Here is a 19124-nt window from a genome sequence, read left to right on the forward strand (position 1 = left end):
GCACACTGAAACACCCCTCTAGCCCTTGTAATACGTGGCTTGCAGGCTGATTCCACCGTGTGGATCACATCCCTACCTGCACGAGCGAACTATGAACTGTGGTTCCTCAACTGGCCCTGATGGGGCAGCAAGGAGAGCAGCAGGAGCAACGTGCTCCATCAAGCTATCCAGTTCTTCAAGGAAGGACAGAGTGATGCTTGTGTGCGATGCGACCTTGTGAGCTGCTGGACCCTGCCCGGCTGGAGCGGCTCGCAGGAGGGCTTCGGTTGGCTGGTACATCACGGGCGATGCAAGCGCTTCGGCATACATGGCGTCAATCGTGGAGTCCACTGTGTAGGCTGGCCTGCCGTGGAGCATGTCGAAAACCAACTGTTTGTCGATTGCATCAAACTGCAAGCGGAAACGATGGCTGGTGTTGGTATCGAGGAATTTCAGGCGCTCAAGGGCGGGCAAGATTTCAGGGCGATGCGCTTTCCCTATGCGTTCCCACTCGGCTAGCAGAACGCTGGTGTCATCGTCGAACCACTGGAATACTCGAAAGTCAGTCGCTTTTTCCTTTCCTTGCACTTCTTGTTTTATCCCCGCAAGTACCCGAGCTGTCGCCGTTTCAATCGTTGTCAGGTGCTTGGCATGATACGGGTTTGCTGGATCGAGGTTATCGACTAGCCACGAGTACAGGGCCTGTCGCTTGGATGGTTGAATTTTCTTCGACTTTACCACGGCCATAACAACCTTCTCACCAATGAGCTTGATGATACGTTGAATCACCTCAGCGTGATTTGCCTCTTTCTCCAGGGCGAAGCGTGGAGATAGATCAGCCGTGGGGATTGATGCACCACCAGCAAAATGCTTGTTGCTGTGAGCACGATTCAACGCCATTGGAGCAATCACTAGATTATCAGCACGGAATAGACCGACAGAGCTTTTACCTCGCACCGGGGCAATGTGGCTGATTTCAAACTGAGCTTCACCGTATTCTTTACGTAGGCCATAACCATTCATTTTCTGGCAGGCGGCGTACACCTCATAAAGTGCTTCAAGTTGTTCCTGCGAGAAATCCTTGTAGATCAGAAGCGTTCTCGCACGGATAGCCTGACGGGCCAGCTCTTGGAAGAATGGGGAGTTTGTAGCATTGAATAGATACTTTACGCGGCGTGTTTCATTGTTGCCATTGGTGCGGCAGACTGTCGAACAAAATTTTGCTGTCTTGCTAGCTGTACGAAAACGCTTCTTGCACTGTGGGCAGGTCGGTTGACGCTTAGTGGCGGGTTTGGCTGTTGCTGATTTCATGTGTATTTGCTCCATTATGGGTGGCGTGGATTGGGTTTTGAGCTTTTGGATTCATTGGATCGGAGTGGAAGCAGAATGCGTTGCAGTAGTGTCGACGTTTGGGTGCCGAAAACACATGACCGCAATAATTACAGGTACAAGTTTTATTCATGGATTTTTCTCCCAGTGACTTTGGTTGTCGAATTTGTTAGGGGTTGCTCGCATAATTTCTACGGAAACGATTTTTCGCGCTTGCTCTTCGTTGAGCGCCCTATCTTGCGAACGTTCTATCTGGAGTCTGTTATATGTTTGCCGGTTCAGCTCTATCGACTGTTGCCGGATAGATTCAATTTCAGAAGCTTGATTGAAGTGCGATAGTGCAAAAAGCATCCAGGTCAAACAAAGGACGAGCGCTGTCTTACCGATGTACATTGGCATGGGTTCTGTGAGTTTTAGGGGATGGCCCGAAGGCCATCTGTTATTTGAGTTCTTTCAAGCCTGAAGAGGCACGGGCGATTTGGTCTTCAAACGACCTGCGTGCAATTTCTGAGATTTCACCAGCAGCACGTTGGATAATTTCAGATTCCTGAGTGACACCATGGAAGTTCAGCTCAAGCTTGACTTCAGTTGGTGCCTGAACACCAAGGTTGGTTTTGCCAGAACTGATGGTCGCAGCTAGTTTCTCATAGTCAAAATCAGCGTATGAATGCGTTTTGCCTTTGTGCACTGGAGGAGCTTTGTAATAGTCTGGAATATCCATCGCAGGTATGTTCATAGCTGAAATCCGCCGCTGCAAACTATCGGCTGAATTTTGCACTTCTACAGGGTTGAGACTGGCCCCACCCAATGGCTTTGGAGTATCCCATTCATGGCCCGGCTCTGGCGTCTTCGTCATATACTGATTGCCAGTTTCGGGCGCTGTTGTTTCGGCCTTCGCTTCAGCAATTTTCTTTTGCTCCGCATCTGGCTTGAGTATCCCCGCCGCAATCAATACAGCTCGAATTTTCTCAATGGCAGAATCGATAACACCAAATGTTTCACTGGCTAGGTTGAGAACGTCAGCGATACGGTTCAAAAGGAAGGACATGACATCCCGGGAACCATCATCCCCGAAGATACTTTGCCAAAGCTTCTTCAACGTGTCGAAATGATTGGTCATTGAATCGCCAAAGGCATTCCAGGCTTGTTTGAACTTCTCAATCGAATCTGGACTAAAGTATCGCTCCATTGCTTTCGGGTCAGGACTATTGAGGGTATCAATCACCTCTTTGGCTAGTTTCAGAATTCTAGTCAAATTATCCAGTGTGTCAGCAGAGAAGCTAGCAAACTGATCGAACTGAGGCCCTAGTGACTTCAACAGCTCTTGCTTTGCTGAGGTGTACTCGCCAATCGAGGTTTTCAGCTTTCCATTGTTTGACTCGTAGGCTTGTACCATTTGATTGTCTAGCTGATTGTTAAAACGATTGGTACGGGATTCCTGCGTACTACGAGCAACATCGAGGGCGCCGCCATCGTTCGCATGCTGCTCCATGATTGACCCGAGGTGCTCAAAGAACTTCGTAACGACCTCGCTACCCTTGATCAATTTCTTTTCACGGGCATCGGAGAACGCCTTCTCGGCAGCATCACCTTGAAGTTTGCCCCCGACAGTACGTTGCCAAGCTTCAGCACCAAATTGGTTAGCGTTTGCCCCCATGTGCTCTGAAATCTGACCTGTCCATTCCTCGCTGTAGAGCTGGTTCTTACCGAGCGCTTGAATGATGCCGCGGTTCATGTTGGACAAGTCGTCTTGAGACATGCCTTGTGACTTACCAAATGCCATGATTCCGCGTGTTGTCTCTTCGGCCTTCTGGACACCCATACGTTTTGCAAAGGCACCAGTCACTTTGGCGTAGTCTCTGCCACCTTCTTTCGCATTCAACCCAAGGAAATCAGCAAGCGTCTGATAGCTCTTTTCCATTCTGATTCCGCCTTCTCTACTGCCTGCGGCGGCGGTGAAGGAAGCCAATCGCGTATCTCGGGCGTTAGCCGTCCTTTCTGCACTTGAAGCGAATGCGAGAGTTGCAGCAACAGCGGCGGCAGCCATTGCACCAATTGCGACAGCAGCACCAGCGGCAGCGCCTCCCAAGCCGACCATTGGCCCCATCGAAGGCACCATAGACATTCGCCCGGCCATTCCGCCAAGACCATGGCCACCACGGTGAACACTACCGCTTGAACGTTGATAGGACGCCCGTTGTGCTTGTCGTTCAAGGGCCTTCTGGCGCTTCTCCTGCTGCTGTTGAACGAATGCCTCAGCTCGCCCCAGGGCTGTGCGGGAACGTGCCTCAGCGGCTGAGGTATTGGCTCTCTCACGTTGCATACGCTGGGCGTGTACTTCAGCCCTCATGTTGTGCTGTTGGGCGGCTTTGGCCACCTGAGATTGCTTCAGGGCTTGCTTTGTCTGTTCTATCGAAAGGGCAGTTTGAGCTTTCGCATTTGCAAGGGTGAATTTGCTTGCTTGCAACTGAGCCGTGAACTGTTCTTTCGATAGAGCAGCATTTTGTTTCAGTTGCTTATGTAGATTCCCTGCATCGGCACACACCTGTAGTTTCAGTTTCTTGTTAGCCGCCTTACCAAACTCTTGAAGTCGACGCTGTAGAGCTGCAAGCTTTTTCTCAAAGGCAATCATCTGTCGCATATCGACATCAAGTGACAGCTTGCCAGTGAGTCTAACGATTTCCTGGCTCATCATGCTGATTCCCCCTTGGGCAGTACAGAACCGCCATAGGAGCGCTGGCCGGGCAAACTGATATAAACCTTTCGGAATGTATTCAAGACTCTCAGGAGCGCTTTTGAACCATTGCCTTTGTATTGACGCTCCGACTCGCCATAGGTTGGCTGAGGTGTAGTGAAGAATTCATCAAGTGCTTCGACTGATTTCCTGTCACCAGCTACTGCTACGACTAGCCCAACCTCAGTGGCGAACCAGAAATATCGATATTGATATGTACATCCAGCGTGGTGATTTACATAACCCCGCATCGCACTCGGTAGCCGTTTGATGTTGATACGGCCTGCGAGGCAGTGCACTGAGAAGGCAGGCCCGCCTTCACTCATGGCTTGAATATATTCAGGTAGCTTCATCTGTTCTCCTAGTGACTTCTGTTAGCGTCTGCGTAATGGCAGACATCACGGCTTGATATTCCTCGCTCCGCAAGAAGCGATCAACTCGCTTCAATGCGGGAAAATCCACGTGCTGCAACAATGATGTGCCGTACTCGCTCACCAGAGGTGTGAGGTCAGTGCTAGTCAAGAATTCGTCAATTTCATCTGGTGACTTCACTCCCTCCATCGTGGATCGAAGTGCATCCTCTACAAATTTGGTGAAAAATTTCTGTTGTGCTTTTGTGAGTTTCATTGAACATCCCCTAGGGAAATTTCAGTGATGCCCTCAAGTACAGAGGTAGAGGCTTCCAACAAATCAATAGCTTCGTTGTACTGTCGTACCATCAATTCAAGGGCAATGGTCATGCCATCCAGCTTCGATTGCAGTTCGTCTTTTTGTGCCAGCAAAGCCATCAGTTCGCTCTGAGTTGGAGGGATGTAACGTAGATCGGTGAATACGCTATTAGGGTCTATCATTTCGATAGCTCTGCACGAATACGCTGCTCAATTGCAGCACGCTGGGCTAGGCGCTCTGCTGCAAGCTCTTTTTCTACCTGACGATCAATTGCCGCTTGTTCGAGTTCGACTTGTCGAGCAATGGTGTCGTTATTCTCTCGCTCGATTGCCGCTCGATAATCAGCTTCGACTTGTGCGTGGATTGCTCTCAGATCGGCTTTTTGCTCAGCTTGTGGCTTCTTCATGTAGAAGGTGAAATGTGAACCAAGCTGTTGTGGATCAATGTCGCTGTGTGCGTATCCATCAGCTAGAAGCTCATCACGCTTCTTGAAAGCCGCGTTGAGGCTCGACACAATAAAAGAAACCTGACTCACGGTGGCCCGTGTGGTTGGGATAGCAAGCGCGTCGCAAAATCCGCCCTCATAGAATCGCGTGGCGTTTTCTTTTAGCGATTGAAAAACTGACTTATCAAAAGATTTTAGGATAGACATTCGTTGATTTCCTTACGGTTGGATTTTTGCAGTAGTAGGTTGAGGTATTGCTGAACGATGGCCTTGCTTTCTTCAAATACTTCGATTGGCGACTGATCAGACTGATCGTCAAAACCGGCTTGTTCATTTGGTGTCATTGGTTCTGCCTGTTGGATAGGGGTATCGGTAGACTGCTTGGGTTTCGCTCGATAGCGCTGCATGTAGCAACGATGCGAGCATGTTTGTTTTGTTGGACGTTGCGTTTTCATGGGGACTCCGCAGACCACGCAGGGGCGTTCGAGGATCAAAGCCATTTGGCCTCCTATAAATTTAGTTGTGAGAATAGTGGGTGGCAGATGCGAAAAAGGGCCGCAAGGCCCTTATCTAGATCACTGCTAAAATTGTTACTGTTTCCACCCCCGACAGTAAGCGAGTCTATTGAACAAATGGTGATGAACCATTTATTCTGGTGTACCAGTTTTGCCAACGCTACTGGATAGAACGAGAGGAAGCGGGGAAACAGTCCGCTTTGGCGTCTCAAGTATTCTTTGAAGAGTTTTTGAGGGATAAGGATCAGCTACGTAGAGCGTAGCTCGCTCACCATCACAGAAGGATTCTAACATTGATGGTGAGAAGGGGAAGATGGTGCGCAAGGAAAGCTGAGCCAGAAAAAGAACATTCTCTTGCTACAGGAAAATTATACCACGACTTGCTATATTGTCAACTAAAACTTGCAAAGTTATTTGAAATAGTTTAATGGAATTAGTGCGATAGCCCCGTATCACGGGGCCGTCTTGTACCAATGAAGTGACAACTATTCCAACAGCTTCGGACCAGCATCCTGACCAATCAAAGGGTTCTCAGCATCGGTTTGCAGTTGCTCTGCTCGGGCTTGCGACTTCCAAGCAATCCCGGCCAGCTCTTTGATTGCTTCAACAATCGGTTTCGCGCCTTCGCCAAGCTTGCCAAGGGCTACACCAGCATCCCCCATCAACTCATAGAATTTGCTGATATCCGACATTTTCTTATGAAGCTCTGACTGCATTTTCTCCAGTCGTTTGAGCATGCGTTGCTTGTGCCCAGCATCCAGCTCTGTATTTGCGGCTACCAACTCACGAAGCTGGTTTATCAATTGCTGAATACGCTTCAAATCCCCGTCAGTGAATTCGTAACCAAAGCCACTGGACACCGAGATAGCGAATCGCTTTTTGAGGCTATCGAGCTTGCTTGCCGAAGTCTGCCCTACCAATTCTTCCTGTGCATCCTGTAGAAATCTCCGCAACTCGTTGCAAACGACCCCCATGCTCCCGTCTACATCGGGATGACGTACCCTATGCGAAATCAGTTGGTCTTCCTCAAGCTGCAAAAGTAGTGCAGCTCCCTCAAGCAATAAAGCGTGTTCATCTTCTGACCAGTTGCCTGATGAGCCAGTCATCATCTCGATTCGCGTCAGAACAAAACGACACGCCGTCAATGCACCATCAATAGGATTGTCGCGTACTTTCTGAAGGACATCATTTGGGATCGCCATAGCTCATCCATCATGTGAGTGAATGGCTATCACTTTGCCACACGGCTCAGGATGGGTGGAAGCTGCTCATGAACGAAGCGCAGGAGCACATCGGCAATACTGGCCTGTGCCCGCTCGCGGCCTGCCATCACCCGTTAGCCTCTGATAGCATCTGGCTTTCATCAGGTTATTGGGCGAATGCGGTGAAGAAAGTATTCGGGTGGGTGCTTGGTACTGTGCTGGCGGTGCCTATAACAAAATGGGTTGAGGGTGAGCTGAATCTGTCGTTTTTCAGTCCCGCAATTTCGGGGCTTTGGGGCTGGCTCAAGGGTATTGCCAACTGGTTTGCGAGAGACGTTTCTCTCCCGTTCTGGCTGCTGATGCTCATGATCGTACTCATGGTGGCCTTGGCCGTACCTGTTGGGCTGCTGATTTACGCCCGGTATGAAAAGGGAGAGGCTCCGGCTGGTGCGCCCCTGACAGACGACCAAAACCTCGCATTCGTTATCATCGGGAAAGCGATTCAAGAAGGGTATGAGCCTGGGTTTGACGATGTGCTCAGGCACTCGCGGCTGTCCAGAATTGCAACGCAGAACGCTCTAGAGCACCTTACAGCCGTGGGACTCATCCGTCCTGTAAGTGCTCCTTTTGGGCGGCGATATGCGGAACTGACCGCACTTGGCCGTAAGCACTTCCTTGAGCTGGAAGCTTCGAGCAAATCAGACTACTAAATTGCAGCTTTTTATATGCAGATGGCCTTCGTGGTCATCGGCGGTTATGTGGTGGCCAGTTCGCCCCCTGCGGTCAAGCTGATCGACCGCCTGGCGCGCATCCCCAAGAACGGCCGTTCGGCGGTGTGCTGGGTGGCGTTGATCTCGATGGTGGCCTCGTTGCTCAACTGGGGCCTGTCGCTGGTGTTCGGCGGCCTGCTGGTGCGCGCCCTGGCGCGGCGCACCGACCTGCACATGGACTACCGCGCAGCCGGCGCTGCCGCCTACCTGGGCCTGGGTGCGGTGTGGGCCCTGGGCCTGTCGTCCTCGGCGGCGCAGTTGCAGGCCAACCCGGCCAGCCTGCCGCCTTCGATCCTGGCGATCACCGGGGTGATCCCGTTCACCGAGACCATCTTCCTCTGGCAATCCGGCGTGCTGCTGGCCGCATTGGTGGTGGTGTCGCTGGTAGTGGCCTATGCCACTGCACCGGGGCCAACCAGTGCCCGTAGCGCCGAGGCCTGCGGTGTGGACCCGAGCTTTTCGGCCCCGCCACCGCCCAAGCGCACCCGCCCGGGCGAATGGCTGGAATACAGCCCGATCCTGACCCTGCTGCTGGTAGCCCTGGCCGCCGGCTGGCTGTACAACGAATTCGCCACCAAGCCTGCAATCACGGCGATTTCCGGGCTCAACACCTATAACCTGCTGTTCATCATGCTCGGTGCCTTGCTGCACTGGCGCCCGCGCAGTTTCCTCGATGCGGTGGCCCGCGCAGTACCGACCACCACCGGCGTGCTGATCCAGTTCCCGCTGTACGGCTCGATCGCCGCGATCCTTACCCAGGTCAAGGGCGTGGATGCCGAAACCCTGGCCCACCATATCTCGACCTTCTTCGTGCAGATCGCCTCCCACGACACCTACGCGCTGCTGATGGGCATCTATTCGGCGGTGCTGGGCTTCTTCATCCCCTCCGGTGGCGGCAAGTGGATCATCGAGGCGCCGTACGTGATGCTGGTGGCCAATGACCTGCAGTACCACCTGGGCTGGGCGGTGCAGATCTACAACGCCGCCGAGGCGCTGCCGAACCTGATCAACCCGTTCTACATGCTGCCGCTGCTGGGTGTACTGGGCCTGAAGGCGCGGGACCTGATCGGTTTCTCCTTCGTGCAGTTGCTGGTGCACATTCCGCTGGTGCTGTTCCTGTTGTGGTTGCTGGGCACCACCTTGCAGTACACGCCGCCGGTAATGCCGACACCGGCTGGCTGATTGCATTGCCGCAAACGAAAACGCCCTGCAGTGCAGGGCGTTTTTCATGGGGCGTGGGACTCAGCTCGGGATCATCGCAAAGCCGACGCCGAAACGGTTCCAGGCGTTGATGGTGGCAACGGCCAGGGTCAGGTTGGCCACTTCGGCCTCGCTGAAGTGCTCCAGCAGCTCACGGTACTGATGCTCTGGCGCGCGCAGGTCGGGCAGGCGGGTCAGGCTTTCGGTCCAGGCCAGGGCGGCGCGCTCGCGGGGGCTGAAATAGGCGGTTTCTTCCCAGACGCTCAGGGTCTGCAGGCGGGCCTCGGTTTCGCCGGCCTTGCGGGCATCGTTGGCGTGCATGTTGACGCAGTAGGCGCAGCCGTTGATTTGCGAGGCACGCAGGCGGATCAGCTCCAGCAGCGAGTTTTCCAGCCCCGACTTGCCCAGGGCCATTTCCAGGCCGACCATGGCTTTATAGGCCTCGGGTGCGTGTTTGGCCCATTCGATTCGGTTGCTCATCTTGCTTGCTCCAGTCAGGTCCGCGTCAGGCGGCGATGGCACTACCTTAGCGCTGTGCAGGCCATGCCCGAATAGCCAATTGCGGCGAATGTCAGGAGGCCAATCCGTCGAGGCGTTGCAGGGTATCGCGCAACCGGTCCAGGGCCGGGTCGATGTCCAGCAGTTCGATGGCGCCAAAGCCGATCAACAGCCCCGAACGCGGCGGTGCTCCGGCATAGAAAGGCGCCAGCGCATACAGCCCGACTTCGACCTTGCGCGCCATGTCGATGACGAACTGCACGTCCAAGTCGCCCTTGGCCAGGGCACTGAGGTGGTAGCCGGCGGTGGCTGGAATCACCTCGAACCAGGGTGCCAGGTCGCCTTGCAGGCGCTGGACGATCCGCGCGCGCCGTGCGGCGTACACCTCATGCACACGGCGGATGTGCTTGAGCAGCGAACCCTCGCTGATGAACCGGGCCAGGGCCCACTGGTTCAGGGTCGGGGTGTGCCAGTCGGTCAGTTGCTTGGCGATGCACAACGCCTCGCGCAGCGCCGGCGGTGCAATGGTGTAGCCCAGGCGCAGCTCCGGCAGCAAGGTCTTGGAGAAGGTCCCGACATAGGCCACCAGGCCGTGACGGTCCATGCTCTGCAACGAGTCGGTAGGCCGGCCTTCGTAGCGGAACTCGCTGTCGTAGTCGTCTTCGATGATGATCGCGCCCAAGGCCGCCGCGCGTGCGAGCAAGGCCTCGCGACGCGCCTGGCTCATGGGCATGCCCAGCGGGAACTGATGCGAAGGGGTCACGTAGATCAACCGGGTTCCGTCGCGGATCTGGTCGACGCACAGGCCCTCGCTGTCGACCGGCACATATTGAAGCGCGGCGCCCTGGGCCAGGAACAACTGGCGCACCGGGGTGTAGCCGGGGTCTTCCATGGCCACCTGGCAGCCGGGCTCGATCAGCACCCGGGCGATCAGGTCAAGCGCCTGCTGGGCGCCGTTGCACACCAGCACATCGGCACTGCTGCAGCGTACGCCCCGGGCGAAGGCGATGTGCCGGGCGATGGCTTCGCGCAGCTCCGGCAGGCCCTGGTGGGCGGCGTAGCGGGCACTGCTGGTGCGGATCTGGCGCAGGGCGTACTGGTTGCAGCGGCGCCAGTCGTCGAAAGGGAATTGTCCTTTGCTCGATGCGCCGCCGATGAAGTCGTAACGCAGGGTGGCCGAGCGCATGTCGGCCAGCGGATTGGCCCGGGCCAGCCATTTTTCCAGGGCCTGGGTGCTGGCCAGGGCAATGGACGAGGCAGGTGCCGGTGCGTGGGTGAGGGCGGGGGTGATGAAGGTGCCTTTGCCCACCTTGCCGCTGAGCAGGTTGTCGTAGGTCAGGCGTGAATAGGCCTCGGCCACGGTCTTGCGTGATACCCCCAGTTGCTCGGCCAGCAGCCGTGTGGGGGGCAACTGGGTGCCGGCCGCCAGGCGGCCGCTGTCGATACCTTCGCGCAGTTGTCGGTAGAGCTGCTCGGCCAGGCCTTTGCTGCCGTGCAGGCTGATATGAAGTTCCATGCTGGGGTGAATCCACGCGCCATTGACTGACGCCGAGAGTAACCGATTTGCCCCGGCACTGCCGTTGATCCCCTCGGCCGACGCCAGGCCAATCGCACGCCACACTTTAAGGGTCGGGGTTCTCCGGCACGCCGGTGAACCTCTTGCACTCAAACAGGAGCGTCGCCATGTACCTGCGAACTCTGTCGGGCCTGGGCTTGAGCCTTGGCCTGTTGCTGACCGCCAGTGCCCAAGCCGATTCACCTACCGCGGTGTACCACTACGGCATGCCGCTGGACATCGCCCACGTGCTGGACATGAGCGAGCCTGCCACTGAACTCTGCGACGTGGTGCAGGCGCGCATGGTCTATGTCGACTCGGCAGGCCAGCAACACACGCTGCAGTACCTGAAGTTGGCGCAGGTCTGCAGCGACCACGATTAGTCCCAGGCGGGTGCCAGGCTTTCGGGATTGGTCAGGCGCAAGCCGCTGTCCAGCGTCGCGATGCGAGCCATGTCCTCGTCGTTCAGTGTCAGTTCGCGGGCCTTGAGGTTGCCGGCCAGGTTTTCGCGACGGGTCGAGGACGGGATCACCGCATAGCCCAACTGCATGGCCCAGGCCAGGGTCACCTGCGCCGGGGTGGCGTTGTGCAGCCTGGCGATCTGCTGGATCACCGGGTCCTGCAGGACTTTGCCGTAGCCCAGGGTCATGTACGAGGTCACGGCGATGCCCTGGCTGTGCATGAACTCGACCAGGGTGCGGTTCTGCAAGTAGGGGTGCAGTTCGATCTGGTTGGTGGCGATCGCCTCCTTGCCGACCACCGCGATGGCCTGGCGCAGCAGGTCGATGGTGAAATTGGACACGCCGATCTGGCGGGTCAGGCCCTGGGCACGGGCTTCTGCCAGGGCCCCCATGAACTCACTGACCGGCACCGCCCCCTTGGGCGACGGCCAATGGATCAGGGTCAGGTCCAGGTAGTCGGTGCGCAGCTTGCTCAGGCTGTCCTTGAGGCTTGGGATCAGTGCGTCGGCGCCGAGGTTCTCAGTCCAGATTTTGCTGGTCAGGAACAACTGCTCGCGGGGGATGCCGCTGGCGGCCACCGCCTGGCCGACCTCGGCTTCGTTGCCGTAGATCTGGGCGGTGTCGACGGCACGGTAGCCCAGCGCCAGGGCCTGGCTGACCGAGTCGATGACGACCTGGTCCTTGAGGCGGAAAGTGCCGAGGCCCAGTAGGGGAATGGACATGGGAAGGCTCCTTGGGAAGTGAGGCGTGCAGTATTGCGACTGTTCGACGTGGGAAAAATCCCCGTTACAACACAACTTTTTTGCCTGCGCCGCACGAATCCGCCAAGCCTGGTGGTAGCCTTGCAGGGTCTGTCGCAATGGATTTGGTCATGACCCGGCACAAGCTCAGCATTCGTCAACGCAATGTTGACAACATCCTCCTGGCGGCCGAACAGGTCTTCGCCGAAAAAGGCTTCGCCGGCACGGCCATGGCCGACATTGCCGAGGCGGCGCAATTGCCGCGCAGCAATGTGCATTACTACTTCAGCACCAAGGCCGAGCTGTACCAGGCGGTGCTGTTTGGCCTGCTTGATGTGTGGAAGCAGGATGCCTTGTGCTTCGAGCTCTACGATGATCCGCGCATCGTGCTGTCGAGCTATATCCGCGCCAAGATGATTCATTCGCGGACCCGGCCGTATGGCTCCAAGGTGTGGGCCAACGAGATCATCCATGGTGCGCCGAATCTTGGCGCGGCGCTGGATGATCCGCTGTATGGCTGGGCGAAGATGAAAGAGGCCAAGATCCGCCAGTGGATCGAGGATGGCCGGATCCTGGCGGTGGAGCCGTCGGGGTTGTTGTACATGATCTGGGCGTCGACCCAGCACTATGCGGATTTCAGCCACCAGGTGGGGTTGCTCAACGATCACCAGCCGCTGACCGACCTGCAATTCGAGCGGGCGGTGCAGACAGTCACCAGCGTGATTCTGCGCGGAATCGGGCTTGAACCGTAGGAGCGGGCTTGCCCCGCGATAGCGGTGTATCAGTCACATCGCATCGCGGGGCAAGCCCGCTCCTACCAGGGTTATCGGCCGGCGAATGCTTTCAGGCCTTCGCCTTCCAGGCGGTAGCGCACCCATTCATCCTGGGGCTGGGCACCCAGTGAACGGTAGAACTGGATCGCCGGTTCGTTCCAGTCCAGTACGCTCCATTCCAGGCGCCCGCAGTGGTTGTCGCAGGCTTCCTGGGCGATGTGGCGCAGCAAGGTCTTGCCCGCGCCACCGCCACGCTGCTGCGGGGTGATGTACAGGTCTTCGAGGTAGATGCCGTTGCGCCCCAGCCAGGTCGAGTAACTGTAGAAGTACACCGCGTAGCCAATGGCCTGGCCGTCGCGCTCGCAGATCAGGCTCTTGGCCTTGGCGCCATCGTCGAACAGGGTGCGCTCGACATCTTCTACCGAGGCGACCACTTCATGGCGGGCACGTTCGTAGTCGGCCAGTTCAGTGATGAAGGCAAGGATGCGAGCAGCGTCTTCGCGCCGGGCAGGGCGGATGTGCAGGGTCATGGCGGGCGTCCGTGTGGGGCTGGAAAGGCGTTTATCCTACAAGGTAGGCGCGGGCTACAATCGCATTTCACACCGATTACCAAGGACCCTGCAATGACCTGGTCAGCCGAGCAATACAGCACCTTCGAGAACGAACGCACCCGGCCGGTGCGCGACCTGGTGGCAGCACTGCCGAAACGGGCCGTTCGCACCGCCATCGACCTTGGCTGTGGCCCGGGCAATTCGACCCAGGTGCTGGCCGAGCGGTATCCCGAGGCGGCCGTCACGGGGCTGGACAGTTCCCGGGACATGCTCGCCGCCGCCCGCCAGCGCTTGCAGGGCATTGAGTTCGAGCTGGGCGATATCGGCACCTGGACAGCCCCTCAGGGCATGGACGTGATCCTGGCCAACGCCTCGTTGCAGTGGCTGCCCGATCACGCGCTGCTGTATCCGCATCTGGCCAGGCAACTGTGCCAAGGGGGCAGCCTGGCCATCCAGACCCCGGACAACCTCGACGAGCCGGCCCACCGCCAGGCCCGGGAGATTGCCAGCCGTGGCCCCTGGGCCGACAAGATCGGCGCGATCAAGCACCCGCCACGCCATAGCGCCGCCTTTTACTACGATGTGCTCAGCCCGCACTGTCGCCAGGTCGATGTCTGGCGCACCACCTATTACCACCCCCTGATGGGCGGTGCCCAGGCGGTGGTGGAGTGGTTCAAGGGGTCGGCGCTGCGGCCTTACCTGGCGGCACTGGACGAGCAGGAGCAGGCGGATTTCCTCCAGCTTTATCTGCAGGCCATGGAGCACGACTACCCGGCGGCGGCCGACGGCAAGGTGCTGCTGCCGTTCCCACGCCTGTTCATCGTCGCCACGCGCTGAAGCACAGCCACAGGTAGATCACCGCATTGACCAGCACCACCACGCCCCCGAGCAGCCACTGGATGCCCGGGGTCAGGCCGGCAGGGTAGATGATCGGCCAGATGTAGTGCTCGACAAAGCCGCCCGCATAACCTGCCAGGCCGGCGGCCTCGCGCAGGCTGTTTTCCCAGTCGGTCAGCGGGCAGGGCAGGTGCAGGAACTCCACGGCGATGCCCCAGCACATCGCCGGCAGGTGCCACCACACGGCGCCGCGCCACTTGAGTGCCAACAGGCCACCCAGCAGCACGAACACAATGAACAGCAGATGAAACAGCACCAGACCATCGGCGCCCAGGCGGTAGAGCATGGCAATGGGTTCCACGCGTCTTGGGTGTGTACGCACCATCATAGAAGCATTCACCCACGGCACGCTGTGTTCCGGTCACAGGCAAAACGACGAGGGAGGATCAATGATCCTCCCTCGTTTTTTACACCCGCGGGTCAGGAGGCTTCGCGGTAGGGGTTTCGCGGATCATGCTGCCAGTCAAGGAACGGCTTGCCGGTGTCCTGGGGCACCATCTCGATGCAGTCCTCTACCGGGCAGGTGATCTGGCACAGGTTGCAGCCCACGCACTCGGCGTCGATCACCTCGTAGCGGTGGCTGCCGTCGGCCTGCTTGAGGTTGGCGATGGCCTGGTGCGAGGTGTCTTCGCAGGCGATGTGGCAACGGCCGCAGCCGATGCACGCCTGTTGGTCGATCTTGGCGATGACCTGGTAGTTGATGTCCAGGTACTTCCAGTCAGTGGTATGGCCCACGGCGCGGCCGCTGAAGTCTTGAAGGCTGCGGTAGCCCTGGCTGTCCATCCAGCGCGAGAGACCGTCCTTCATGTCCTCGACAATGCGAAAGCCGTGGAGCATGGCCGCCGTGCACACCTGCACGGCGCCGCAGCCCAGGGCAATGAACTCGGCCGCGTCACGCCAGCTGCCGATACCGCCGATGCCGCTGATGGGCAGGCCGCGGGTGGCCGGGTCGCGGGCGATTTCGGCCACCATGTTCAGGGCAATGGGTTTGACCGCCGAGCCGCAGTAGCCGCCATGGGTGCTCATGTCGCCGACGATGGGCAGGGCGACCATGCGCTCAAGGTCGACGCTGGTGATCGAGTTGATGGTGTTGATCAGCGACACCGCATCGGCGCCGCCACGGTGTGCGGCGCGGGCAGACTGGCGGATGTCGGTGATGTTGGGGGTGAGCTTGACGATCACCGGCAGCGAGCAGTGCATCTTGCACCAGCGGGTGACCTGCTCCACATACTCCGGTACCTGGCCGACCGCCGCGCCCATGCCGCGCTCGGGCATGCCGTGGGGGCAGCCGAAGTTCAACTCGATGCCGTCGGCACCGGTGGCCTCCACCAGCGGCAGGATGGCTTTCCAGGATTCCTCCACGCACGGCACCATCAACGACACGATCAGCGCGCGGTCGGGCCAGTCCTTCTTCACCTGGGTGATTTCCCGCAGGTTGATCTCCAGCGAGCGGTCGGTGATCAGCTCGATGTTGTTGATGCCCATGACCTCGCGGTTGACCCCGTAGTGGGCCGAGTAGCGTGAAGACACGTTGACGGCGGCCGGGTCTTCACCGAGGGTTTTCCAGACCACGCCACCCCAGCCGGCCTGGAAGGCGCGGACCACGTTATAGGCTTTGTCGGTGGGCGGTGCGGAGGCCAGCCAGAACGGGTTGGGCGCCTTGATGCCAGCGAATTCGATCGACAGGTCAGCCATTTATGCAGCCTCCACATTGAGCATCAGTTGGGCATGGATGGCCTCGGCGGCCAGCTTGCCGTGCTGCACGGCCTGGACGGTAAGGTCCTGGCCCAGGTGGGTACAGTCGCCGCCGGCATACACCCCGGGCAGGCTGGTGCGCATGTGTTCGTCAACGCGGATGCGATCGCCGTCGCGGGCCAGGGCCTGGGCGCTGGTGTCGCTCAGGGCCTGTTCGTCGAAGGCCTGGCCGATGGCCTTGAAGATTGCATCGGCGGCCAGCTCGAAGGTTTCGCCGGTGGTTTGCAGGCGGCCTTCGACCCTGCGCGTGCGGGCAAAGCGCATGCCGCGCACCCGGCCCTCGTCGTCCAGCAGTACCTGTTCGGGCTGGGCCCAGGTCAGCAGGCGCACCTGGTTCTCCTTGGCAATGTGCTGCTCATGTTCGGTGGCGCCCATGTCCTCGATGCCGCGGCGGTACACCAGGTTGACGTCGCGGGCGCCAAGGCGGGCCATCTGCACGGCCATGTCGATGGCGGTGTTGCCGGCACCGAGCACGATGCAGTGGTCGGCCAGGGGCAGGGCACTGAGGTCGCTGGCCTGGCGCAGTTCACGGATGTAGTCGGTGGCGGCCACCAGGCCCGGGGCGTTTTCGTCGGCCAGGCCCAGCTGGCGGCTGGCGTTCAGGCCAAGGCCGAGGAACACCGCGTCGAATTCCTGCTGCAGCTCGGCCAGGCTCAGGTTCTTGCCCAGCACCTGGTCATGACGCAGTTCAATACCGCCGATCTGCATGACGAAGTCCACTTCGCGCTGGGCGAAGTCGTCGACCACCTTGTATTTGGCAATGCCGTACTCGTTCAGGCCCCCGGCCTTGGGCCGGGCCTCGAAGATCACCACGTCATGGCCGTGCCAGGCCAGGCGGTGGGCACACGACAAGCCGGCAGGCCCGGCACCGACCACGGCAATGCGCTTGCCGGTGCTGGCGGCCCGCTGGAACGGATGCTCGGCAAACTCGGCGTGGTCCAGGGCGTAGCGCTGCAGCTGGCCGATCAGCACCGGCGCGCATTCCTGGTGGTGGTTACGCACACAGGCCTGCTGGCAAAGAATTTCGGTGGGGCAGACCCGCGCACAGCTGCCGCCGAGAATATTGGCCTCGAGAATCTTCTGCGCCGCACCCTGGATGTTCTCCTGGTGGATGTTGCGGATGAACGAGGGAATGTCGATGTCGCTGGGGCACGCGTTGACGCAGGGCGCGTCGTAGCAATAGAGGCAGCGCGAGGCCTCCAGGGCGGCCTGGCGGGCGTTCAGCGGTGGCGCCAGGTCACTGAAATGCTCGGCCAGGGTGGCGTTGTCGGTGGTCGGTCGGGGGAGGTGGTTGAGGGAGTCGATCACGGTGGGTTCCTCATTTTTTATTGTTTTTTTCGCGGGGCCAGCCCGCGCCTACCGGTAGGCGCGGGCTGGCCTCTCGATGCATCAACGCTTGACTGCAGTCGGACGCAAATGCTCGGCCCGCTTGCTCAGCAGATCGAACACCGCCGGGTACGCCGGTCGCTCGATATACCGGCCGGCACCGCGCTCGGCGCGCAGGTCGCCGTTGGCCCAGACCAGCTTGCCCTGGCTGATGGTGTGGCTGGGGATGCCACGCACGGTCTTGCCTTCAAAGATGTTGAAGTCCACTTGCTGGTGGTGGGTGGCAGCCGAGATGGTCCGGGTGCCTTGCGGGTCCCAGAGCACCAGGTCGGCATCGGCGCCCACGCGCAGGGCGCCCTTGCGCGGGAACAGGTTGAAGATCTTCGCGGTGTTGGTGGAGGTCAGCGCAACGAACTCCTGCATCGACAACTTGCCGCTGTTCACCCCTTCATCCCAGAGCACGGCCATGCGGTCTTCGATGCCGGCGGTGCCGTTGGGAATGCGGCTGAAGTCATTGCGCCCGGCGGCTTTCTGTTCGGCGCAGAAGCAGCAGTGGTCGGTGGCGGTGGTGTGCAGGTTGCCCGATTGCAGGCCGCCCCAGAGTGCTTCCTGGTGACCGTCCTTGCGTGGGCGGAACGGGGGGCTCATCACATAGCCGGCCGCCGTTTGCCAGTCGGGATGGCGGTAGACGCTGTCGTCCAGCAGCAGGTGACCGGCCAGCACCTCGCCGTAGACCGGCTGGCCCTTGGCACGGGCATAGCTGATTTCATCGAGCGCTTCGCGGGTGGACACATGCACCAGGTACACCGGCGTGCCCAGGGTTTCGGCAATGCGGATGGCGCGGCTGGCGGCCTCGCCTTCCACTTGTGACGGACGCGACAGCGGATGCGCCTCGGGCCCGGTGATGCCCTCGGCCATCAGCTTGCGTTGCAGGTGATAGACCAGCTCGCCGTTCTCGGCATGCACCGTGGGCACCGCGCCCAGTTCCAGGCAGCGCTCGAAGCTGGCGACCAGGGTGTCGTCGGCGGCCATGATCGCATTCTTGTAGGCCATGAAGTGCTTGAAGCTGTTGATGCCGTGCTGGCTGACCAGCTCGCCCATCTCCTGGCGTACCTGCTCGCTCCACCAGGTAATGGCGACGTGAAAGCCGTAGTCGGAGGCCGACTTCTCGGCCCAGCCGCGCCACTGGTGAAAGGCTTCGAGCAGGGATTGCTGGGGGTTGGGGATCACGAAGTCGATGATCGAGGTGGTGCCGCCGGCAAGGCCCGCGGCGGTGCCGCTGTAGAAGTCTTCGCTGGCTACCGTGCCCATGAAGGGCAGTTGCATGTGGGTGTGGGGGTCGATGCCGCCGGGCATCAGGTATTGGCCGCTGCCATCGAGTATCTCGCAGCCGGTGGGAATGTCGAGGTCGGTGCCGATGGCCTTGATCACCCCGTCGGCACAGAGCACGTCGGCGCGATAACTTTCCTCATGGGTAATCAGGGTGGCGCCACGAATCAAAAGCGTCATCAGATGCTCCTCGCAGGCTTGACCGGTTGTTACCGGTTCTAGGTTTTGTACTCACCACAGCGTAGGTCAAAACCTGTCATCGCTGTCAGGAACTGAATCTAGTCGGCGATTCTGGATAGGGCAAATAATAAAAAAATAAGCTTATAACAAAGTTAAATTACTGATTTAGTTAGGTTTTATAGTTTTTTGTCTGTTCAGGGAAAACGACCAGTGGTC

At 58.8% G+C, this 19124-nt stretch carries 21 protein-coding genes and 1 pseudogene; 5 read left to right on the top strand and 17 right to left on the bottom strand.

Annotation, left to right across the window (positions count from 1 at the left end; genetic code table 11):
* Nucleotides 1-72: 72 nt before the first annotated feature.
* The 9 genes from U9R80_RS11615 to U9R80_RS11655 all read right to left on the bottom strand — a co-directional run bounded on the left by U9R80_RS11615 (nt 73) and on the right by U9R80_RS11655 (nt 6873).
* Nucleotides 73-1290 (bottom strand): hypothetical protein, encoded by a 1218-nt coding sequence (locus U9R80_RS11615; protein WP_301840520.1) that lies wholly within the window; start codon nt 1288-1290, stop codon nt 73-75.
* 147 nt (nt 1291-1437) lie between these two features.
* The gene (locus tag U9R80_RS11620) at nt 1438-1701 is read right to left on the bottom strand and encodes a hypothetical protein (protein ID WP_324804995.1); all 264 of its coding nucleotides are present in this window, start codon (nt 1699-1701) and stop codon (nt 1438-1440) included.
* A 46-nt stretch (nt 1702-1747) separates the two neighbouring features.
* Nucleotides 1748-4003: a hypothetical protein gene (locus U9R80_RS11625; protein WP_324804997.1), complete on the bottom strand. Its 2256-nt coding sequence runs from the start codon at nt 4001-4003 to the stop codon at nt 1748-1750.
* On the bottom strand, nt 4000-4395 hold the full coding sequence (locus U9R80_RS11630) for a hypothetical protein (RefSeq protein ID WP_301840523.1): 396 nt from the start codon (nt 4393-4395) through the stop codon (nt 4000-4002). Before U9R80_RS11630 ends, U9R80_RS11625 begins: the two co-directional genes overlap by 4 nt.
* Nucleotides 4382-4669 (bottom strand): DUF7375 domain-containing protein, encoded by a 288-nt coding sequence (locus U9R80_RS11635; RefSeq protein WP_301840524.1) that lies wholly within the window; start codon nt 4667-4669, stop codon nt 4382-4384. The genes U9R80_RS11630 and U9R80_RS11635 overlap by 14 nt, the downstream gene beginning before the upstream one ends.
* Nucleotides 4666-4830 carry a hypothetical protein gene (locus tag U9R80_RS11640; RefSeq protein ID WP_301840525.1) on the bottom strand — a complete coding sequence of 55 codons (165 nt, stop codon included), beginning with the start codon at nt 4828-4830 and terminating at the stop codon, nt 4666-4668. The genes U9R80_RS11635 and U9R80_RS11640 overlap by 4 nt, the downstream gene beginning before the upstream one ends.
* 59 nt (nt 4831-4889) lie before the next feature.
* Complete coding sequence (locus U9R80_RS11645) at nt 4890-5363, bottom strand: hypothetical protein (protein WP_301840526.1); 474 nt, start codon at nt 5361-5363, stop codon at nt 4890-4892.
* Nucleotides 5351-5611 (bottom strand): hypothetical protein, encoded by a 261-nt coding sequence (locus U9R80_RS11650; RefSeq protein WP_301840527.1) that lies wholly within the window; start codon nt 5609-5611, stop codon nt 5351-5353. Before U9R80_RS11650 ends, U9R80_RS11645 begins: the two co-directional genes overlap by 13 nt.
* A gap of 545 nt (nt 5612-6156) precedes the next feature.
* Nucleotides 6157-6873: a hypothetical protein gene (locus U9R80_RS11655; RefSeq protein WP_301840528.1), complete on the bottom strand. Its 717-nt coding sequence runs from the start codon at nt 6871-6873 to the stop codon at nt 6157-6159.
* Nucleotides 6874-6941: 68 nt separating this feature from the next.
* On the opposite strand from U9R80_RS11655, the gene U9R80_RS11660 reads away from it, so the two are divergent.
* Nucleotides 6942-7583 (top strand): hypothetical protein, encoded by a 642-nt coding sequence (locus tag U9R80_RS11660; protein WP_301840529.1) that lies wholly within the window; start codon nt 6942-6944, stop codon nt 7581-7583.
* Between the two features lie 9 nt (nt 7584-7592).
* Nucleotides 7593-8825 (top strand): annotated as a pseudogene (locus U9R80_RS11665) (TIGR00366 family protein); the annotation flags it as partial.
* 60 nt (nt 8826-8885) lie between these two features.
* Here the strand turns inward: U9R80_RS11665 and U9R80_RS11670 are convergent.
* Together U9R80_RS11670 and pdxR are read right to left on the bottom strand one after the other, a co-directional pair.
* A complete protein-coding gene (locus tag U9R80_RS11670) occupies nt 8886-9323 on the bottom strand; it encodes a carboxymuconolactone decarboxylase family protein (protein ID WP_301840530.1) in 438 nt (145 codons plus the stop codon).
* Nucleotides 9324-9414: 91 nt separating this feature from the next.
* Entirely contained in the window at nt 9415-10857 is a 1443-nt protein-coding gene (gene pdxR, locus U9R80_RS11675) for a MocR-like pyridoxine biosynthesis transcription factor PdxR (RefSeq protein WP_301840532.1), read from the bottom strand.
* 167 nt (nt 10858-11024) lie between these two features.
* Between pdxR and U9R80_RS11680 the strand changes: the two genes are divergently transcribed.
* Complete coding sequence (locus tag U9R80_RS11680) at nt 11025-11279, top strand: DUF2790 domain-containing protein (RefSeq protein WP_301840533.1); 255 nt, start codon at nt 11025-11027, stop codon at nt 11277-11279.
* Here the strand turns inward: U9R80_RS11680 and dkgB are convergent.
* Nucleotides 11276-12079 (bottom strand): 2,5-didehydrogluconate reductase DkgB, encoded by an 804-nt coding sequence (dkgB, locus tag U9R80_RS11685; RefSeq protein WP_301840534.1) that lies wholly within the window; start codon nt 12077-12079, stop codon nt 11276-11278. The genes U9R80_RS11680 and dkgB overlap by 4 nt on opposite strands.
* Before the next feature lie 149 nt (nt 12080-12228).
* Here dkgB and U9R80_RS11690 point away from each other — a divergent pair, with 149 nt between their 5' ends.
* Nucleotides 12229-12849 (top strand): TetR/AcrR family transcriptional regulator, encoded by a 621-nt coding sequence (locus tag U9R80_RS11690; RefSeq protein WP_301840535.1) that lies wholly within the window; start codon nt 12229-12231, stop codon nt 12847-12849.
* Between the two features lie 71 nt (nt 12850-12920).
* On the opposite strand, the gene U9R80_RS11695 is transcribed toward U9R80_RS11690, so the two are convergent.
* Nucleotides 12921-13400, bottom strand: coding sequence for a GNAT family N-acetyltransferase (locus tag U9R80_RS11695; RefSeq protein ID WP_301840537.1), 480 nt, complete (start codon nt 13398-13400; stop codon nt 12921-12923).
* Nucleotides 13401-13493: 93 nt separating this feature from the next.
* Between U9R80_RS11695 and tam the strand changes: the two genes are divergently transcribed.
* Nucleotides 13494-14258, top strand: coding sequence for a trans-aconitate 2-methyltransferase (tam, locus tag U9R80_RS11700; protein ID WP_301840538.1), 765 nt, complete (start codon nt 13494-13496; stop codon nt 14256-14258).
* Here the strand turns inward: tam and U9R80_RS11705 are convergent.
* From U9R80_RS11705 to hydA, 4 genes are all read right to left on the bottom strand, one after another.
* Nucleotides 14239-14604 (bottom strand): DUF2784 domain-containing protein, encoded by a 366-nt coding sequence (locus tag U9R80_RS11705; RefSeq protein ID WP_301840539.1) that lies wholly within the window; start codon nt 14602-14604, stop codon nt 14239-14241. The two genes, tam and U9R80_RS11705, sit on opposite strands and share 20 nt — an antisense overlap.
* 134 nt (nt 14605-14738) lie before the next feature.
* Nucleotides 14739-16013 (bottom strand): NAD-dependent dihydropyrimidine dehydrogenase subunit PreA, encoded by a 1275-nt coding sequence (gene preA, locus U9R80_RS11710; protein WP_301840540.1) that lies wholly within the window; start codon nt 16011-16013, stop codon nt 14739-14741.
* Nucleotides 16014-17381, bottom strand: a complete 1368-nt coding sequence (locus U9R80_RS11715) for an NAD(P)-dependent oxidoreductase (RefSeq protein WP_301840541.1) — start codon at nt 17379-17381, stop codon at nt 16014-16016.
* A gap of 81 nt (nt 17382-17462) precedes the next feature.
* On the bottom strand, nt 17463-18908 hold the full coding sequence (gene hydA / locus U9R80_RS11720) for a dihydropyrimidinase (RefSeq protein WP_301840542.1): 1446 nt from the start codon (nt 18906-18908) through the stop codon (nt 17463-17465).
* Between the last annotated feature and the right edge of the window lie 216 nt (nt 18909-19124).

Source organism: Pseudomonas sp. JQ170C, assembly GCF_035581345.1.
Lineage (GTDB): Bacteria > Pseudomonadota > Gammaproteobacteria > Pseudomonadales > Pseudomonadaceae > Aquipseudomonas.

Coding starts and splice junctions, on each gene's coding strand:
- U9R80_RS11615 (WP_301840520.1), bottom strand. CDS start 1,290: ATGAAATCAGCAACAGCCAAACCCGCCACTAAGCGTCAACCGACCTGC.
- U9R80_RS11620 (WP_324804995.1), bottom strand. CDS start 1,701: ATGTACATCGGTAAGACAGCGCTCGTCCTTTGTTTGACCTGGATGCTT.
- U9R80_RS11625 (WP_324804997.1), bottom strand. CDS start 4,003: ATGATGAGCCAGGAAATCGTTAGACTCACTGGCAAGCTGTCACTTGAT.
- U9R80_RS11630 (WP_301840523.1), bottom strand. CDS start 4,395: ATGAAGCTACCTGAATATATTCAAGCCATGAGTGAAGGCGGGCCTGCC.
- U9R80_RS11635 (WP_301840524.1), bottom strand. CDS start 4,669: ATGAAACTCACAAAAGCACAACAGAAATTTTTCACCAAATTTGTAGAG.
- U9R80_RS11640 (WP_301840525.1), bottom strand. CDS start 4,830: ATGGCTTTGCTGGCACAAAAAGACGAACTGCAATCGAAGCTGGATGGC.
- U9R80_RS11645 (WP_301840526.1), bottom strand. CDS start 5,363: ATGTCTATCCTAAAATCTTTTGATAAGTCAGTTTTTCAATCGCTAAAA.
- U9R80_RS11650 (WP_301840527.1), bottom strand. CDS start 5,611: ATGAAAACGCAACGTCCAACAAAACAAACATGCTCGCATCGTTGCTAC.
- U9R80_RS11655 (WP_301840528.1), bottom strand. CDS start 6,873: ATGGCGATCCCAAATGATGTCCTTCAGAAAGTACGCGACAATCCTATT.
- U9R80_RS11660 (WP_301840529.1), top strand. CDS start 6,942: ATGAACGAAGCGCAGGAGCACATCGGCAATACTGGCCTGTGCCCGCTC.
- U9R80_RS11670 (WP_301840530.1), bottom strand. CDS start 9,323: ATGAGCAACCGAATCGAATGGGCCAAACACGCACCCGAGGCCTATAAA.
- pdxR (WP_301840532.1), bottom strand. CDS start 10,857: ATGGAACTTCATATCAGCCTGCACGGCAGCAAAGGCCTGGCCGAGCAG.
- U9R80_RS11680 (WP_301840533.1), top strand. CDS start 11,025: ATGTACCTGCGAACTCTGTCGGGCCTGGGCTTGAGCCTTGGCCTGTTG.
- dkgB (WP_301840534.1), bottom strand. CDS start 12,079: ATGTCCATTCCCCTACTGGGCCTCGGCACTTTCCGCCTCAAGGACCAG.
- U9R80_RS11690 (WP_301840535.1), top strand. CDS start 12,229: ATGACCCGGCACAAGCTCAGCATTCGTCAACGCAATGTTGACAACATC.
- U9R80_RS11695 (WP_301840537.1), bottom strand. CDS start 13,400: ATGACCCTGCACATCCGCCCTGCCCGGCGCGAAGACGCTGCTCGCATC.
- tam (WP_301840538.1), top strand. CDS start 13,494: ATGACCTGGTCAGCCGAGCAATACAGCACCTTCGAGAACGAACGCACC.
- U9R80_RS11705 (WP_301840539.1), bottom strand. CDS start 14,604: ATGCTCTACCGCCTGGGCGCCGATGGTCTGGTGCTGTTTCATCTGCTG.
- preA (WP_301840540.1), bottom strand. CDS start 16,013: ATGGCTGACCTGTCGATCGAATTCGCTGGCATCAAGGCGCCCAACCCG.
- hydA (WP_301840542.1), bottom strand. CDS start 18,908: ATGACGCTTTTGATTCGTGGCGCCACCCTGATTACCCATGAGGAAAGT.